The sequence below is a fragment of the Nonomuraea coxensis DSM 45129 genome, assembly GCF_019397265.1.
GTDB lineage: Bacteria > Actinomycetota > Actinomycetes > Streptosporangiales > Streptosporangiaceae > Nonomuraea > Nonomuraea coxensis.
This window is the reverse complement of sequence record NZ_CP068985.1, coordinates 736,847-752,903: the sequence shown is the minus strand read 5'-3', so window position 1 is coordinate 752,903 and position 16,057 is coordinate 736,847. Positions and strand designations below refer to the sequence as shown.

Genomic DNA, 16,057 nt, shown 5'->3' with positions numbered 1-16,057 from the left:
AGCGCCCCTATCGGCGGGCGGACCGGGAGGATCGGGCGGATCGGCCGGCGGGTCAGGGGACGCGGAGCACGATCTTGCCCCGGGTGCGTCCCCGCTCGCCGCGCCGGTGCGCCTCGGCGGCCTCCGCGAGCGGGAAGACGTCCTCGATCTCGACGCTCAGCTCACCCTTGTCGATCAGCTCGGCGATCCTGGCCAGCGCCGCGCCGTCCGGCTCGACCAGGATCCCGGTGGCGCGCACGCCGTGCTCGCGGGCCCGCTCGACCAGCTCCGGCGCCACGCCCGACGGCACCGCGATCAGCAGCCCGCCCGTCCGCAGCACCTGCAGCGAACGGGTGCTCGTCCCGTCATGGGAGTCGCCGACGAGGTCGAGCACCACGTCCACGTCGCGGACGACGTCCTCGAACCTGGTCGCGGTGTAGTCGATGACCTCGTCCGCGCCCAGCGAGCGCAGCCAGTCGTGCTTGGCGGCGCTCGCGGTGGCGATCACGTACGCGCCCGCGTGCCGGGCGAGCTGCACCGCCAGATGGCCGACGCCGCCCGCCGCCGCGTGGATCAGCACCCGCTGCCCGCTGCCGAGCGCGGCGGTGTCGACCAGGGACTGCCAGGCGGTGAGCGCGGCCAGCGGGGTCCCGGCGGCGGCCTCGTGGCCGAAGGCGCGCGGCTTGCGGGCGAAGTGGCGAGCGGGCGCGGTGACGTACTCGGCGTACGCCCCCGCCTGGCGCGGGAACCACGGCATGCCGAACACCTCGTCCCCCGGCTCGAAGATGGTCACGCCGAACCCGGTCTCCTCGACCACGCCGGAGACGTCCCAGCCCAGGATGAACGGCGGCTCCCCCAGTACCCCGGCCATGCCGGAGCCCTGGCGGGTCTTCCAGTCCACCGGGTTCACGCCGGCGGCGTGGACCCGTACCAGGATCTCGGTGGGCAGCGGGGCCGGGCGCGGCACCTCGGCGAGGCGCAGCACCTCCGGGCCGCCGAAGGAGTCCTGGATGATCGCGCGCATGGTGGATGACATGCAGCCGACGCTACCCATCAGAGGGTAGTGAATTTCAAGGGACACTACTATCCTTCGGGAAGCAATCACCCATGAAGGAAGGACCAGGCCATGGCGCAGACCTGCCGCTCGGGCCTGCACGACCGGCACGACGTCTACGCCGCGCAGTGCCCGTGCCGGGACGTCCTCGACCTGCTGGCCAACAAGTGGTCCGCCCTCGCCGTCGGCGCGCTGGAGGAGGGGCCGCGGCGCTTCGGCGCGTTGCAGCGCCGGCTGGAGGGCGTGAGCCCCAAGGTGCTCACCCAGACCCTGCGCCGCCTGGAGGAGAACGGCTTCGTCGACCGCACGATCTACCCGGCGGTCCCGCTGCACGTCGAATACGCGCTCACCGACCTCGGGCGCGGCGTCGCCGGGCCTCTCGGCCTGCTGCGCTCCTGGGTGGAGGAGCACCTCGACGAGATCCACGCCGCGCGCGCCGACGCGGGCCGCCCGCCGGAGGCGTGAGAGGATCGTCGCCGTGTCACGAGACGTCCGCCGCCTGCTGATCGTGCACCACACCGCCTCGCCCACGCTCCACGAGCTCTTCGCCGCCGTGCGCGAGGGCGCCACGACCGACGAGGTCGAGGGCGTCGAGGTGGTCGCCCGGGCGGCGCTGCGGGCCACCGCCGTCGACCTGTTCGAGGCCGACGGGGTCGTCCTGGGCACGCCCGCCAACATCGGCTACATGAGCGGCGCGCTCAAGCACTTCTTCGACACCGTCTACTACCCGTGCCTGGAGGAGACGCGGCGGCTGCCGTACGGGCTGTACGTCCACGGCAACAACGACACGACCGGGGCCGTCCGCGCGGTGGAGTCGATCGCCGCCGGGCTCGGCTGGGAGCGGGTCCGGGAGCCGGTCACGGTGACAGGGCCCCCGGGCAAGGACGACCTCGCGGCCTGCTGGGAACTCGGCGCCACCCTCGCCGCGACGATCAGCCCCGCGTGAGGCGCGCGTCCGCGGCCCCTTGGCCGTCCGTCATCGGGTGGCCGCCAGGTCTCATCGGGTGGCCGCCAGGTCGGCGAGCCCGGCCCGCACGTCGGGGAACGAGCCGTCGCCGAACAGGACCCGCGCCGCCAGCGCCCGCCCCGCCCGCCCGCGCAGCAGCCCCACCGCCGCCTCCGCCGCCACGGGCGACCGGACGCCGGCGAACGCCCGCCGCAGCAGCAGCCGCCCCCGGAACCGGGCCCGCAGCGCGCCCCCGTCGTACCGGCGCAGCACGTCCTCGTCGCCGGTCCGCAGGTAGCCGGCGACCACCGCCGCCGCCAGCTCCGACAGGCGCAGGCACGGGTCCAGCCCGCAGTGGAACGCCGGGCCGCTCGTCCCCGGCGCGATCGGATGCACGAGCTCGGCGCCGACCAGGAACCGCCGGTTGACGTCGAGGCCCAGGTCACGAGCCACGTGCGAGCGCGCGCCGTCCGCCCCGACGACGAACCTGGCCGCCACCGGCTCCGCCCCCTCCAGGGTCACGACGCCCGCCCGCGCCCCGACGTACCGGACGCCGAGCAGGACCTCGGCCCCCGCGGCCTGCGCCGCGTGGCGCGCGTGCCGGTAGACGCCCGGCATGTCGGCCACGCGATACTCGTCCCGGTCGCTGGTGAGCCGGACCGGCGAGCGCCGCGACGGCGGGTACAGCAGCACGTCCCGGATGCCGGGCCCGAGCAGGTGCTCGGGCAGGTCGAAGTCGTCGAGGGTACGGCGGACGAAGATCCCCGTCGTCCGGATCCCCGTCGTCCGGGTCCCCGGGCCGGGCGGCCTGCGCCGGTCGATCACCAGCACGTCCAGGCCGCGCCGGGCGAGCAGCCGGGCGGTGTGCAGACCGGCCAGCCCCGCACCCACCACCAGTACGTCCACTCTTCGCATACCTCGCAAGGTAGGCACACTCCCGCGCCGCGACACCGCTCTGCACGGGATCCGCCCGGCACCCTCACCTCACCTCCCGGGCGCCTGCACGACTTCGCCCCATCCCGCCCGCGTCAGGCCGGCGCGACGAAGCAGAACTCGTTCCCCTCCGGATCGGCCATGACCTGGAACGCCCCCTGATCGTCCGTGACCCGCTCGCCGATCGGCGAGGCGCCGAGCCGTACCGCGGCGGCGACGGCGGGCCCGATCTCCTCGACCGCGATGTCCAGGTGCAGCCGGTTCTTCACCGTCTTGCCCTCGGCGACCGGCTGGAACGCCAGCCGTACGCCGCCGGGCGGCTCCACCTGCGACCACCCCCGCGCCCGGTGCACCGGCTCGCCCCCGAGAAGCGCCGCCCAGAACCCCACCAGGCTCTCCGGATCCCGGCAGTCCACCACGATCTGGTTCACACGTCCACGCATGACGGCCAGCGTAGCGATCAACGGTCGCGGGCCGACGCCGGCAGCGTGGCCGAAACCTGGTATCCCCCGTCCGCGAGCGGTCCGGCCCGCAGCCGCCCGCCGACGGCGCGCACCCGCTCGTCCAGCCCGGCCAGGCCGTGTCCCCCCGAGAGCGGCGTCGCGTCCTCCGGGGGCCGGCCCCATCCGTCGTCGGTGACCGACACGACGAGCTCCTCGTCCTTCCACTCCAGCCGGACGACCGTACGGGCACCGGCGCCGCCGTGTTTCAGCGCGTTGGTGAGCCCCTCGCTCACCACCCGGTACGCGGCCACACCGACACTGGTGTCGAGCGGCCGGGCCGTACCGTGATGATCGACCCGCACGGGAAGGCCGGCGGCGGCGACCCGCGCGACGACCGGCCCCAGGTCCTCGATGCCCGGATGCGGCTCCAGCTCCTTGGCGCCCTCACCGGGGCGCAGCCCGGCGTCGGCGAGCACCCCGAGGAGCCGGCGCAGCTCGTCCATCGCCTGCCTGCCGGTGGTCTCGATGTTCGTGAGCGACCGCTCCACCTGCGGAAGCCCGGCCGGCAGGACCTGCCGCGCCCCCGCGGCCTGCAACACGATCACCGTCACCGCGTGGGCCACGATGTCGTGCAGCTCACGCGCGATGCGGGCCCGTTCCTCGGCGACCGCCACCCGTGCCGCCGCCCGGCGCCGCGCCTCCGACGCGCGCAGCTCGCGCCCGCCCCGGTGGACGATCCTGGCGACCCCCCAGAGGGCCAGCTCCAGCACCAGGTACAGGATGACGTTGACCAGCAGCACGTCCACGCGCTCACCCGGCGGCGAGTCCGAGACCTCGTCGGCGACGGTGAGCGCGGACGCCACGCTGACACCCAGCAGCGCGGCCAGCGACCGGGGCAGGCTCATCCGGACCGCGACCGTGTAGAACGCGACGAGCAGCCCGAGCAGCGGCCGCCAGGGCAGGAACACCTGCGCCACGAGACTGTGGACCAGGACGACCACGAACACCGTCCCCGGCCGGTGCCGGCGCCAGGCGAGCGCGGCGTACCCCGCCACGGCGTACCCGACGACGAGAGGCCACGGCACCGGCCCCTCACCGACGAGCCGGTCGGCCGCCTCCACGGTCCACTGCGTACGGAGATCGACGGCACAGAGCACGGCCGCGAGCAGCCCGTCGCGCGCGGCCACCGGCGCACGGGCCGCCCGTGCCGCCAGGGCGCGGAGCCGTCCCATCACCAGCCGCCTCGCCCTAGCGGTCCACGCGGAAGAAGCCCCCGCGCCCGCACTCCGTGATGTTGGAGAACGGGCAGTTGGCGACCTCCTCCGGGGTGCGCCCGAGCCGGACCTGCACCAGCGAGCGCAGCTGCGCGGCCTCGATCGCGTCGAGACGGTCCAGCAGCTCCGCCGGGTCGATGTCGCGTAACGGCCGCCGGGCCAGCTTCAGATCGATGAGCGCCGACCAGATCTCCCCGGTCCGCTCCAGCGCCCGCCGCACCGCGGCCTGGTCGAGCCGTGGGCGCGCCGCGCCGTACCGGGACGGCTGCGCCAGCGGCAACAGTGCCACCCGCGTACCAGGCGTCTCCTCCAGCGACCTCACCAGCACCTGCAGCGGGCGGATCCGCTCGATCACGTCCTGCCGGCCCGCGCCCACCGGCGCGATCAGCACCTCGAGCTGCGGCGCGTCGCCGAACTCGCGGCCGGCCGGGAGGTCGAACACCGCCTGCTCGGCGGTGAGGAGCACGCCGAGCGCCAGGTGACATCCTGAGCTCCGCCGGTCGAGCGAACGGTCCTGCAGCGACACCGCGATCTCCGAGCCGTCCGGGAATTCCATGGCGCCGTCCTCTCACCATCAGGCCGATCAACCGCATTGTCTCCGGAGAATCCCGGCGAATCATCCTTCCCCGGGCGAGCAGCTCCCTCCGATTCCGCGCTCACGCGCACGGCCCGCCTCCGACCGGCGTATGACGGCCGAAATCCGACCGGAGTCAGACGACCGCAGGCGGGCGCGAGGACGAGTATGCGGAACTGACGAACCGATGCGGCGCGAAGCCGCGAGAAGGAGAGTTCAGCATGGGACCGAACGACGCCGAGCTCATCCAGGTCTACACGCGCGGCCTGGGCAAGACGATCGCCGACGTGACCTTCGACTCCAGCACCGACTTCGAGGTCGTGGTGGAGACCGAGGCCGGCACCGCCCTTTTCGGCTTGGGGGGCGCCTTCACCGTCGACATCGTCGTGCGCGACCTGACGGCCAACGACAACATCCCGTACACGCCCGGTCCGATCAAGGACACCCTGGGTAAACCGACCTGGCCCGCGGAGGGCAACTCCTTCGTCTTCAGGGTGCGGTCGGCGGATCTCGCCACCAGGAAGGGGCACCTCTGCGAGGTCCACGCCTACCTGCTCGTGGGCATCAGCAACTTCGACTCCAGCTTCGGCCGGAGCCGTACCTTCCTCATCCAGCCGTGACGGAACCCGCCCGTACGCCCCCCGGGGCGTACGGGCCGGCTGGAGCCCGCACCCCGCCCGGCCGGCGGCGCCCCTCTCGACGAGCGGCCTTCGTCCGAGGACAATCCTTACGAAGGGCGCCGAGTGCCAGGGGCGGGGAGGCGCGGTGGCGGTTCGCGTGCTCATCTGTGATGACCTGCCCCTCATCCGCGAGGGTCTCGCTCTGCTGCTCGGCGTGGACGACATCGTCGTCCTCGGCCAGACCGGCGACGGCGTCGAGGCCGTCGAACAGGCTCGGGCCCTCCAGCCGGACGTGGTGCTGATGGACGTCCGGATGCCGCACCTCGACGGCGTGGAGGCGACCCGCAAGATCACCGCCGACGGCTTCGCGAAGGACCCGGACCGGCCGATCAAGGTGCTCATCCTGACCATGTTCCACACGGACGACGCCGTGTACGCGGCGCTGCGGGCCGGAGCGTCGGGATTCATGCTCAAGGACGCCAAGCCCGAGGATCTCCTCGCGGCGGTGCGGGCGGTGGCGGCCGGCGACGCGTGGATCGCGCCGGGCGTGGCCAAGCGCCTGCTCAAGGACTTCGCCGCCCGTCACGACCCGCAGCGGCCGACGCCCGCCGAGCTCGCCGGGCTCACCGTCCGCGAGCGGGAGGTGCACGTGCTCGTCGCCCACGGGCTGTCCAACGCGGAGATCGCGCGCCACCTGAGCGTCAGCGAGGCCACCGTCAAGACGCATCTCGGCCGCGTTCTCATCAAGCTCGGCCTGCGCGACCGGGCTCAGGCCATCGCGGTCGCCTATCACTGCGGCCTGGTTCTCCCCGGGAGCAGTCCGCCACCCGTTCAGCACTGACGCCGTGAGGTGGCGCCATGCCACCCATCGACCGCGCTCAGCCGCCGGGACAGTCGCTGTCTCCGCCGCTGTACTCGGCACAGTAGCCGGACGGCAGCGGCTCCGGGGGACGGAGCAGCTCCGCCCGACGCGCCTCGCTGTACAGACCCGCCAGGACGAGAAGCACGCACGCGGCCGCGACGAGGCCGAAGATCCACGCGCGCACGACTCTGCGAGTGACCACGCAGATGCCGGTCGCGAGGACGGGCACGACAGTGAAGATCACCGCCGCCGCGGTCAGCCACGCGTTCGTGCCCTCACCCTCGAACCCGGCATACCCCGTGAGGGCGGCGGCAATGGCCTGCCAGAGGCACAGCGGAACCCCGAAGAACCAGATCACCGCCAGCAGGCCGAGGACCATGCCGCTGACGTTGCCCGATTCCGCCTCCGCCGCCTCCACAAGAAGAGACTAGGTCCATCCCCACCCCGGCAGCACGAGGAGAACGCGAGCCCAATACTCTCAGCCCGGCGGCGACGAACGCGCAAAGGAGCGAACCCATGAGATTCGACGACCATCGCGTGGTCATCACCGCCGCCGGCCGCGACTTCGGGCGAACCCTGGCCATCCGGCTCGCAGACCTCGGCGCCGAGGTCTTCCTGTCCGCCCGCAGCCTCGCCGCCGCCGAACGCGTCCGCGACGAGATCCGCGCCCGAGGCCATCGGCACGTCCACGCCCATGCCTGCGACCTGACGGATCCCGCCTCGATCCGCGACTTCGCGACCGGCGTCGCCCAGCGGACCGACCGCGTCGACATCCTGATCAACAACGGCGCGCGCTACCTCCACGGCCCGGACCTCCTGTCGGCCTCCGACAGCGATGTCGTCGACACCATCGCCTCCGGCGCGACGGGCACGGTCCTGACCGTGAAGAGCTTCCTCCCTCTCCTGCTCAACTCGGACAAGCCGGATGTGGTGACGATGGTCTCGGCCTGCGGAACGGCCGGACATCACCGCTCGGACGCGCACGACGCCTTCTACGCGGCCAAGAGCGCCCAGGCAGGCTTCACCGAGATTCTCTCCAAGCGCCTGCGGCCCCAGGGAGTCCGGGTGATATCGCTCTACCCGCCCGACTTCGACAACCCCGACCCCCTCTCCGAGGACTGGGAGTCCACCCCGCGGAAGGCCAAGGACGCCCTCACCGCGCAGTCGATCCTGGAGTGCGTCCTCTTCGCGGTCGCCCAGCCCCGTGACTGCTTCATCAAGGCCTTCCACTTCGAACAGGTCTGAACGCTCGCACACAGGAGCAAGCCGGCGCGCCGGCGCGCCGGGGACGTGCGGCTCGCTCATCACCCGTGAGGCTCCCCTGCGAGAGGCCGCCCCGCACCCGGACATCGTCGAGTACATGGAGCGCATCTCCGCCACCTTCGAGCCCGCTTGCTCCCCCACCAGGTCGCTGCGCCCTCCGGGTCAGGGAGTCCCGCAGTACTCGGCGTTCACCGCCCTGGTGATGATGCTGCCCTGGTCCAGCCAGTCGCTGTTGAGGACGAAGGACATCGTGTGCCGGCCGCCACGGGTGCCGGACATCCAGGTCTGCCAGCCCTGGATCTCCCCGGCATGGCCGTACGTGGTCACGCCGCAGGACGCGGTGGCGATCACCACGCCGAGGCCGTACCTGAAGGTGTCGCTGCCGGGAAAGGAGCCGGGAGTGGGCGTGAGCATCATCCGCAGCAGCCGGGCGGGCAGCAGCCGACCGGCCAGCAACGCCGCGTCGAACCGGTTGAGGTCACCGACCGTGGAGATGATGTCGCCTTCCCCCGCCGCGAAGGACGGGTTGTACGTCGTCACGTCCTGGATCCCCGGTTGCGCCGGATCGGTCCGGGTGTACCCGCTCATGTGCGGCCCGCGGATGAGCGGCGAGCAGCCCGGGAAGTAGGTGTCCCGCAGGCCGAGAGGGCGGAGAAGAGTGCGGGTGATCTCCTCGGCGTAGGAGCGGCCAGTGATCTTCTCGATCACCATGGCGAGCAGCGAGTAGTCGGTGTTGGAGTACGCCCACGACGTGCCGGGCGGAAAGGACAACGGGTGCTGGGTGGCGAAGCGGACCAGCTCGGCCGGGGTGAAGCAGTGCGCGGGATCGCTCACCACGATCTGCTCCAGCCGGGGGTCGGCGGTGTAGTCGTACAGGCCGCTGGTGTGGTTGAGCAGCATGCGGATGGTGATGGTGTCGCCGCCGGGCTCCGGGACGACACCGGGGAGGACCTCCCCGACGGTGTCGTCCAGGTGGAGGCGTCCGGTGGCGACCAGGCGCAGGATCGCGGTGGCCACGAACGTCTTGGTGACGCTGCCCGCCCTGAACCGCATGTCGGCCCTCGGCGGCCGGCGCGTCGTGATGTCCGCGACGCCGCTGGAGAGGTTCCGGACGACGCCGTACGCCCGGGACTGCGCGAGCGCGCCGGGAGAACCCTGGCGAACCGCCTCGTCGAGGACGCGCTGAAGGGCGGCGCGGTCCGACCGCGGGACGACACCGGGCTCGGCCGCGGCCCGCACCCCGGAGCTCGGTGCGGCGACGAGCCCGAGAACGAGAATGGACAGAACGGCGGTACGCGGCTGCCTGGCACGGCGCATGGCTGATCCGTTTCGGACGTGAAGGACGAGCTGTAGTCACTCACAGTGTATGAACCCATCCTTAGAGTGACGATGAGGGCGCGCCGGGAGCCATCGGCATGCCGCGCGGAGCGCTGATCACCACCGGATTCGTCCGCAGCGCTCCGGCCTCCAGATCGGTGACGTACCGACGCGGTAGCGGTGGACGAGCAGGCTCATCGAACCCACAACAACCAGAACCCGCGAACCCACCCCCCCACGCCCGCCTTCGGGTTCCGGCCTGGTGGGCGCTTGGCCCCGAGACGGACGAACCAGCTGTCAATCGTCGATCCAGATGTACCAAGGCCCGTCGAAGTGGCGGTAGAAGCCCGGCGCGTCGATGTCCGGCTCGCCATCCGCACTCCAGGCGAAGCCATGACTTCCGAAGAAGCCGGCATCCTCAATCATGAAGCCGAACGCCCGGCGAGACCCTTCTAGATACTTGACGGGATAAAGCCCTATCCACTGCCGTTTCCCCGGCGGAGTCCCCTCCGACACCGTCCTCGCAAAGTGGTCGAGGCTGCCACGCGACAACTCGAAACGCATCCTGACCGGCGCCCCCACGTGGACCAGCGAGCCGACCAACACCACGACCAGGGGCGGCACAGCCCAGAAGCGCCAGTCGCGACGCAGTGCCGCCGGCCTCCCTCTCCTCACAAGGACAACGCCGAGCGCGACCAGCCAGCTGACGCCGAACAACAGCCAGCCGACGCCAAGGGCCATGAGCCACATGACATGCCACCCAGGAATGCTCGTCGCATAAACGACCCCGACCCCCAGCAATAAGGCGACCGCCCCCCATGTCCTGCCGCCGACATTCACGGAAGCGGGCCGGCGAGGCGCATCAGGAAGCTCGCTCGTCATGTCCACCGCGTGATCCTCACTTTCACTGGTGACGATTCCGCCGAGCTGGGACGGGCCCGGAGAGACCGCCCGCCGCCCATCGTGCGAGCGTCCCCAGCGCCGACCGGCCGTCGCACCGTAGGGCGAGCGAGCCGCCCGGGCCCAAGGCCGGCCCCGCTCATGGTGGGTCAGCCGTTGGTCAACCGCAGGTCGCCGGCCCAACTCTCCGCGACCACACTCCCCGAATCGAACACGAACTCCACTCCCACCCGCTCGGTGCCGTCCACTCCGCCGCCGAACCGCTCGACAGCGCGGACAAGCCGTTCTCCGATGTGCCGTACGAAGGGAACGTCATCCGGTGCGGAGACCACATCGACGCGGCTGCCCAGTTCGTCCATCACGTAGCCCTGCCCTGGTTCGTCTGGCTCGATCACCAACGACCAGTCGGCAGCGACTCCGATGCCAATGATCACAGACTCCAAGCGAAGCCACACATCGATGACTTCAGGGGCGTCGGATCCATGCACGAACTGGGCGACGACCACTCCAGCCAGACGATCGTCCGCCAGAGCTGACTGCCGGTCAGCCCTCCTCGCACCTACAGCAACCGCACCACGAGCAATGCCTGGATACTGACGGCCATGGTCATCGTCAACGCCGTCCTGGAGACCTACGACGCGGACGGCTTCACGGCCTGGCCGATCGCACAACCATCGAACGATCGTCTTCTCGCCCTCTCCGGCCTGCTGTCTCCCGCCGAGGTAGGAACGGCCATGGCCGTCATCTTCAACTACAACCACATTCCCGTCGCCCACGCCGCCAGCCTGACCGACGCACACCTGGACCAGCATCTCGCCGAAGCGGAAGGCCTGATCGCCCCGGGCGGTCTCCTCTTCCGCGACACCGCCACGGGCGTCAGCATCGCGCCCGGTTGCTGCTCCGGCTTGGAGAACTGGCGGGACTGGTGGGACGTGACTCGGGGACAAAAGCCCTGGCTCGGCCACGACCCCACACCGCACATCACACATGTGGATAACGTCATCCAACTCCGGCAGCACGATGGAAACACTGCATCCATCGAGATCACCCGCGGCGAACTCTCCCGCCTGCTCACCACCGTCCAACAGCACCTCACGGAATTCCTCAACCTCGCACGGCAATGGGCGACTGCCACCACCCCATCCATGGCCGACAGGCTCATCTCGGCTCTCGACCAATACTTGCTGATCACCATGACGGAGTAGGCGAACGCCTGGCTAGCACCACCCCTCTGATGCCTACCGAGATATCAGGCCGAACTTGTCGGCCTCGTAAGCCATGATCAGTCACTCGCCCACTCAGTGAGTCAAGGAGTGCCATGGCTGTCACCGACGAAGCCGGATGGTCCGGCATCGGCTGGTCCGGCAGAGGCCGGAACGACTGGACGGATCTCGGCCTGATTCGTGCCCGGCTCGATGCGGGCGCTGATCCCAACTCCGGCGTGCGGCTTCATGGAAGGCCGCTGCACGCCGCTGCCGAACGCGGCTCGCCTGAAGTGATCACCGAACTGGCCAGACGCGTCGACGACATCGATGCGGAGCACGAGGGCCGGACCGCGCTGTGGGCGGCCGTGTTCGCGAACCGTCCCGACAACGCGCGGGCCCTTGCCGCCGCTGGAGCCGACCCGTGGCGTCCCATGATGAACGGCTGGTCCCCCGGCCGCCTCAGCCTGGCCGGCCCCACCCCTGATCTCTTCCCCGTACCTTCACCGGAGATCGGTCTGTCCGCAGCCGAGGCCGCCGCCGCGACGGAAGCCAGACGTTTGATCACCGTGGCCGAGGCAACACGGCGACTCGAAGCCACTCCCGCCAACGAGGACGACCTCGAACTGATCGAGGACGATCCATGGCGGGACGTCGACCACAGCCTGACCATCATCGGCATCACGGACGTGCCCGGAGGCTGCGTCATCACCCAACCGTGGGGCTACGGCGCCTCCACTCCCGGCGTCATCCAGCGCCTCTCGCCGGACACCGTGTGCTACGCCATGTACGCCAACCCCAAGAGCGGCAACCAGGGACGGGTCGCCCGAGACGGCGCCCTCGAAGCCTGGGACACACATCCCGGCGGCGGCCGCGTATCCCCCGACGACCCCGCCGACGAGATCCTCGCCACCTACCTCTACCACTTCCGCGCCGTGGCCTACTGCTGTGCCGGCGCGGGCTTGCGCCTGACCGACGCCCGTCCGGTTCTCGGCCCGCCCGACACGTGGATGCGACTGCCCGAGCGCGACTACTGGGCCTGACGCATGGACTACCAGCCCCAAGAGGCCAGGCAGAAGGGCTGCCCGGCTTTGGTCTTCACCACGAGGTACGGCACACCCATCGAACCGCGGACCCTTAACCGGGCCTTCGACGTACAAACGACCCGTCCGACTCACCATGTAAGGCGCGGTCTTACCCGAATCGGGAACGCCCTACCGCATAGGGAGTGATGCGCAACACTGGTGTCCCGTCAGGGTGAACGCCGGGTCGGGTCACAGGTGCCGGAGGTTCGAGTGGAACGCGGGACGTTGATCGCAGGCAAGTACGAGCTGCGTGAAAGGCTCGGCCGAGGCGGGATGGGCGAGGTGTGGGCCGGCCGCGACCGCAACCTCCACCGTGACGTGGCCGTCAAGCTGCTCATCCGCGACGACGACGCTTCGCCGGACCTGCTCCACCGATTCGAACGCGAAGCCGTGGCAGTCGCACAGATCAACCACCCTCACGTGGTCTCGCTCTACGACCGGGGCGTCCATGACGGTCTGCAGTTCCTCATCATGGAGAAGATCGACGGCGTCACTCTCAGCCATCACATTCATGAACAAGCCCCCATGTCGACGACGCGCGCGCTGGAGATCACCCAGGAGATCTGTGCAGCCCTCGTCGCCGCGCACCGGGCCAACGTCGTCCACTACGACATCAAACCGTCCAACGTCATGATCGGTGCCGACGGCCACATCAAAGTGGTCGACTTCGGCATCGCCGGTTTCACGCATGCCCACACCTTCACCGTCGTCCCCACCGCCATGCTCTCCCCTGTCGGCACCGCCCTGTACGGCGCACCGGAGCAATTCCTCGACCAGCGCGGTGACGAACGCTCCGATCTCTACGCCCTCGGCAGTGTCCTGTTCGCCATGCTCACGGGCAATCCGCCCTTCGGAGGAGGCAGCCCGCTGTCCGTCATCCGCCGCAAACTCGACACCGAGGCACCGCCACTGAGCGACCTGCGGCCGGATGTCCCGGAGCCCGTCGCCCGACTGCTCGTTGACATGCTGCAACGCGACCCAGACCGCCGCCCACAAGCAGCGTCAACTGTCTACGACCGACTGAAACAGTTGCGATCCGGCGACACCAAGCCTGCCGCGGGAACTGGCGAGCCCAGCACTGAGCGTTCGCCGCAGTTTGCACGGACGCGCGCACTCACTCATCAAACGCCTGACACCGACGACGCCTTCGAGATCGCCTGGACCGGGCATGAGCCCATCGCCACCTACGTGACACACGATCGTCGGTCTCTGAGGCGCCACTGGCTGTTCTTCTCCCTCCTCGCTCTGCCGCCGCTCTACTTCTTCACAGGGAATGCGGTTGTCGCAGTTCTCGACAACGGCCGCCTCACGAACAACGACACCTCCGTCCTCTGGCAGCTCGTCGGTGCCTTCGGGGCCTACACCGTTCTTCTCCTCGCCACCTACGGACGCAAGCTCTGCGCGGCTACGTCGGACTGGAGGCGGCATCGGCGCGCGATTGAAGAGCGGCACCCTTGGTCGCTTCGCGTGGACGCCACCGGAATCACCACCACAGACCCGCGCCATACCACGCCCGTCGGTGGCCCCACCGGTCGCCGAACTTACGGATGGAGCCTCGTAACGGCTGTCACGTTGGAGCAGGCCGCGGAATTCCGCTGGGGCCCCAGTTACTCCGCGCTGCACATCCAGCCCAGGGTGACGGGGAGTCAGGGCACACGCGTCAACTCCATCAGCCCCGCAGGTATGGTCCACCCCCGCTCCCCCCAAGGGAAAGCAGGCCGCTGGCCACTCTGTGTGATGGGCCCCATGACCGAGCACGAACATCAGTCCCTCATCGGCTCCATCGCCCGCCACGCGGGGGCGCGCTGGAATCCGGACCCAGGCGTTTGACGCGCTCTCCGGCCTGAAGGACCCCGTTGGGGATCTCTCATTACGCGCATCTGCCGAGCAATCGGGATAAATGGGTTCTTCGTGTTGGATCAGGTTGAATGCCGTGTTCCCAGGCGTGGATGCGGATCAGGTTGACGGCTGCTGCGGCCAGGCAGTGGCCCAGGTGGGTGCGTTGCAGGCCGTGGTAGCGGCTGCGGCGCAGGCCGGTGCGGGAGGTCAGCTGGTGGATGGTGGCCTCGATGCCGGCGCGCGGCCGATAGCGGTGCCGCCAGGCGGGGGTGTCCTGCTCGTGGCGGCGTTGCTGGAGGGCGGCCCGCTGGCGGGGGTGGCGCAGGGTCAGCGTCCGTCCCCACTGCGGGTTGTCGGCCGTGGTGCAACGCTGCCGCAGCGGGCAGGCGCGGCAGCCGGCGGCGGCGAAACGTACCTGGATAACGGGGACGCCCCTGGCCGAGTGGGCCGGGACCCAGGAGATGCTGGTTTGCCCGCCGGGGCAGACGGCGGTGCGCGCCTGGTCGTCGATGCGGAAGTCCTCGTGGGTGAAGCGGCCGTCAGCCGCGGCCGCGGTGATGGGGCGGGCCGGGCCGATGAGGACGACGCCGCGGGTGCCGGCGGCCTCGACCAGGTTCGCCGCGGTGACGTAGCCGCTGTCGAGCAGGTGCTCGGCGGGCAGCAGACCGCGTCGCTCAAGACGCTGGTGGATGCCCGGCAGCGCGGCGCTGTCATCACCGTCGGCGGCGGTGCCGGTGGCCACGTCCGTGATCAGGCGGGGCGCGTCCGCCTCGCAGGTCTCGGTCACGTGCAGGGTGTAGCCGACCCAGCCCTGCCCGCGCTTGACCCCGTAGCGGGCCTGCGGGTCGTGCGGGCTGGCCATGCGCTGGGCCCCGGGCGGCAACTGTGCGCCTTCGCGGGCCTGCACGCCGTGCTCGTCGCGCAGGTACTGCTCATCCCAGCAGCGGCGCAGCGCCGCCAGGGCGGGGATCAGAGGCAGCCATGCCGGCGCCTTCGCATCCTCGATCTTCTCCAGCAGGAAGAAGCCGTCTTCGCCCACCTGCCGCAGCCATTGCTCGCGATCGGCACCAGGCAGGTCCCCGTGCCAGGAGTCGATCCGCTCCCCATAGCGGCGCAGCCACCGCTCCTCCTGCCCTGCCAGCACCTCCTCAAGCCAGGACGGGTGCGCAGCGGCCAGGGCCTCCAGCGCCGTGCGCAGCACCTCGCCGACGAACTCCATCCGGTTGAGCAGCCGCACATCGGCCAAGACCTTGGTGGAATCCGTCCGCTGCCGCCCGCGCGGGCGCAGCAGCCCGCGAGCGGCGGCTGCCTCCAGCACCGCCTCGAAGATCTTCTCCTCCAGGCCGTGCTCGGCCAGCCGTGCGCGGAAGTCGCTGAGCACGCTGTGGTCGAACCCCGGGTCTGTCAGCTCCAGCCCCAAAAGGTATTTCCAGTCCATCCGGGCTCGCACCGCCTCGGCCGCCTGCCTGTCGGAGAGGTTGTCGGCGTACTGCAACACCGACACCGCCGCCAGCGCGCCCGGCGAGATGGCCGGGCGCCCATCGGCTGGAAACGCCTCGGCGAACAACTCGTCGGAGAACACCTCGCCCAGCGCATCACGCAGCCACACCGCCAGGGTGCCCTTGGGGAAGGCCGCCGCGACCACCCGGGCCGTCAGCTCGGGCACCTGTCGCCCACGTCGCTTCTCCAGCATCGATCTCGTCTCCCTCGCCCACGCGCCGCCTTTCACCATCAGTGTCGATTTGATAGCTCAATGAACACAATGG

General features: G+C 70.5%; 18 protein-coding genes. 8 read left to right on the top strand and 10 right to left on the bottom strand.

The window, feature by feature from the left end; all coding sequences use genetic code 11:
* Positions 1–52: 52 nt before the first annotated feature.
* Entirely contained in the window at positions 53–1,015 is a 963-nt protein-coding gene (locus Nocox_RS03930; RefSeq protein WP_033409951.1) for an NADP-dependent oxidoreductase, read from the bottom strand.
* Positions 1,016–1,105: 90 nt separating this feature from the next.
* On the opposite strand from Nocox_RS03930, the gene Nocox_RS03925 reads away from it, so the two are divergent.
* A complete protein-coding gene (locus Nocox_RS03925; RefSeq protein WP_020544826.1) occupies positions 1,106–1,498 on the top strand; it encodes a winged helix-turn-helix transcriptional regulator in 393 nt (130 codons plus the stop codon).
* 13 nt (positions 1,499–1,511) lie between these two features.
* Positions 1,512–1,979: a flavodoxin family protein gene (locus Nocox_RS03920; RefSeq protein WP_020544825.1), complete on the top strand. Its 468-nt coding sequence runs from the start codon at positions 1,512–1,514 to the stop codon at positions 1,977–1,979.
* A gap of 51 nt (positions 1,980–2,030) precedes the next feature.
* Here the strand turns inward: Nocox_RS03920 and Nocox_RS03915 are convergent, their stop codons facing one another.
* The 4 genes from Nocox_RS03915 to Nocox_RS03900 all read right to left on the bottom strand — a co-directional run bounded on the left by Nocox_RS03915 (position 2,031) and on the right by Nocox_RS03900 (position 5,185).
* Positions 2,031–2,894: an NAD(P)/FAD-dependent oxidoreductase gene (locus Nocox_RS03915; protein WP_051112644.1), complete on the bottom strand. Its 864-nt coding sequence runs from the start codon at positions 2,892–2,894 to the stop codon at positions 2,031–2,033.
* A 113-nt stretch (positions 2,895–3,007) separates the two neighbouring features.
* Positions 3,008–3,355 (bottom strand): VOC family protein, encoded by a 348-nt coding sequence (locus tag Nocox_RS03910; protein ID WP_026214674.1) that lies wholly within the window; start codon positions 3,353–3,355, stop codon positions 3,008–3,010.
* Between the two features lie 17 nt (positions 3,356–3,372).
* A complete protein-coding gene (locus Nocox_RS03905; RefSeq protein ID WP_020544822.1) occupies positions 3,373–4,587 on the bottom strand; it encodes a sensor histidine kinase in 1,215 nt (404 codons plus the stop codon).
* A gap of 16 nt (positions 4,588–4,603) precedes the next feature.
* Positions 4,604–5,185: a hypothetical protein gene (locus tag Nocox_RS03900; RefSeq protein WP_020544821.1), complete on the bottom strand. Its 582-nt coding sequence runs from the start codon at positions 5,183–5,185 to the stop codon at positions 4,604–4,606.
* 239 nt (positions 5,186–5,424) lie between these two features.
* Between Nocox_RS03900 and Nocox_RS03895 the strand changes: the two genes are divergently transcribed.
* Both Nocox_RS03895 and Nocox_RS03890 read left to right on the top strand, forming a co-directional pair.
* On the top strand, positions 5,425–5,823 hold the full coding sequence (locus Nocox_RS03895) for a hypothetical protein (protein WP_020544820.1): 399 nt from the start codon (positions 5,425–5,427) through the stop codon (positions 5,821–5,823).
* Between the two features lie 145 nt (positions 5,824–5,968).
* Complete coding sequence (locus Nocox_RS03890; protein ID WP_033409925.1) at positions 5,969–6,664, top strand: response regulator; 696 nt, start codon at positions 5,969–5,971, stop codon at positions 6,662–6,664.
* Between the two features lie 37 nt (positions 6,665–6,701).
* Here Nocox_RS03890 and Nocox_RS03885 read toward each other — a convergent pair whose 3' ends face one another.
* Entirely contained in the window at positions 6,702–7,103 is a 402-nt protein-coding gene (locus Nocox_RS03885; RefSeq protein ID WP_020544818.1) for a hypothetical protein, read from the bottom strand.
* A 98-nt stretch (positions 7,104–7,201) separates the two neighbouring features.
* On the opposite strand from Nocox_RS03885, the gene Nocox_RS03880 reads away from it, so the two are divergent.
* Positions 7,202–7,930: an SDR family oxidoreductase gene (locus Nocox_RS03880; protein ID WP_020544817.1), complete on the top strand. Its 729-nt coding sequence runs from the start codon at positions 7,202–7,204 to the stop codon at positions 7,928–7,930.
* A gap of 180 nt (positions 7,931–8,110) precedes the next feature.
* On the opposite strand, the gene Nocox_RS03875 is transcribed toward Nocox_RS03880, so the two are convergent.
* The 3 genes from Nocox_RS03875 to Nocox_RS03865 form a co-directional block, all read right to left on the bottom strand.
* Entirely contained in the window at positions 8,111–9,265 is a 1,155-nt protein-coding gene (locus Nocox_RS03875; protein ID WP_063711655.1) for a serine hydrolase domain-containing protein, read from the bottom strand.
* 297 nt (positions 9,266–9,562) lie between these two features.
* Complete coding sequence (locus Nocox_RS03870) at positions 9,563–10,153, bottom strand: hypothetical protein (RefSeq protein ID WP_020544815.1); 591 nt, start codon at positions 10,151–10,153, stop codon at positions 9,563–9,565.
* A 161-nt stretch (positions 10,154–10,314) separates the two neighbouring features.
* The gene (locus Nocox_RS03865; protein WP_020544814.1) at positions 10,315–10,671 is read right to left on the bottom strand and encodes a hypothetical protein; all 357 of its coding nucleotides are present in this window, start codon (positions 10,669–10,671) and stop codon (positions 10,315–10,317) included.
* Positions 10,672–10,767: 96 nt separating this feature from the next.
* Here Nocox_RS03865 and Nocox_RS03860 point away from each other — a divergent pair, with 96 nt between their 5' ends.
* The 3 genes from Nocox_RS03860 (at position 10,768) to Nocox_RS03850 (ending at position 14,282) form a co-directional block, all read left to right on the top strand.
* Positions 10,768–11,370 carry a hypothetical protein gene (locus Nocox_RS03860; protein ID WP_020544813.1) on the top strand — a complete coding sequence of 201 codons (603 nt, stop codon included), beginning with the start codon at positions 10,768–10,770 and terminating at the stop codon, positions 11,368–11,370.
* Between the two features lie 113 nt (positions 11,371–11,483).
* Positions 11,484–12,410 (top strand): ankyrin repeat domain-containing protein, encoded by a 927-nt coding sequence (locus Nocox_RS03855; RefSeq protein WP_026214672.1) that lies wholly within the window; start codon positions 11,484–11,486, stop codon positions 12,408–12,410.
* Between the two features lie 252 nt (positions 12,411–12,662).
* The gene (locus Nocox_RS03850; protein ID WP_020544811.1) at positions 12,663–14,282 is read left to right on the top strand and encodes a serine/threonine-protein kinase; all 1,620 of its coding nucleotides are present in this window, start codon (positions 12,663–12,665) and stop codon (positions 14,280–14,282) included.
* A 40-nt stretch (positions 14,283–14,322) separates the two neighbouring features.
* On the opposite strand, the gene Nocox_RS03845 is transcribed toward Nocox_RS03850, so the two are convergent.
* Positions 14,323–15,984: an IS1182 family transposase gene (locus tag Nocox_RS03845; protein ID WP_219495547.1), complete on the bottom strand. Its 1,662-nt coding sequence runs from the start codon at positions 15,982–15,984 to the stop codon at positions 14,323–14,325.
* Positions 15,985–16,057 lie beyond the last annotated feature (73 nt).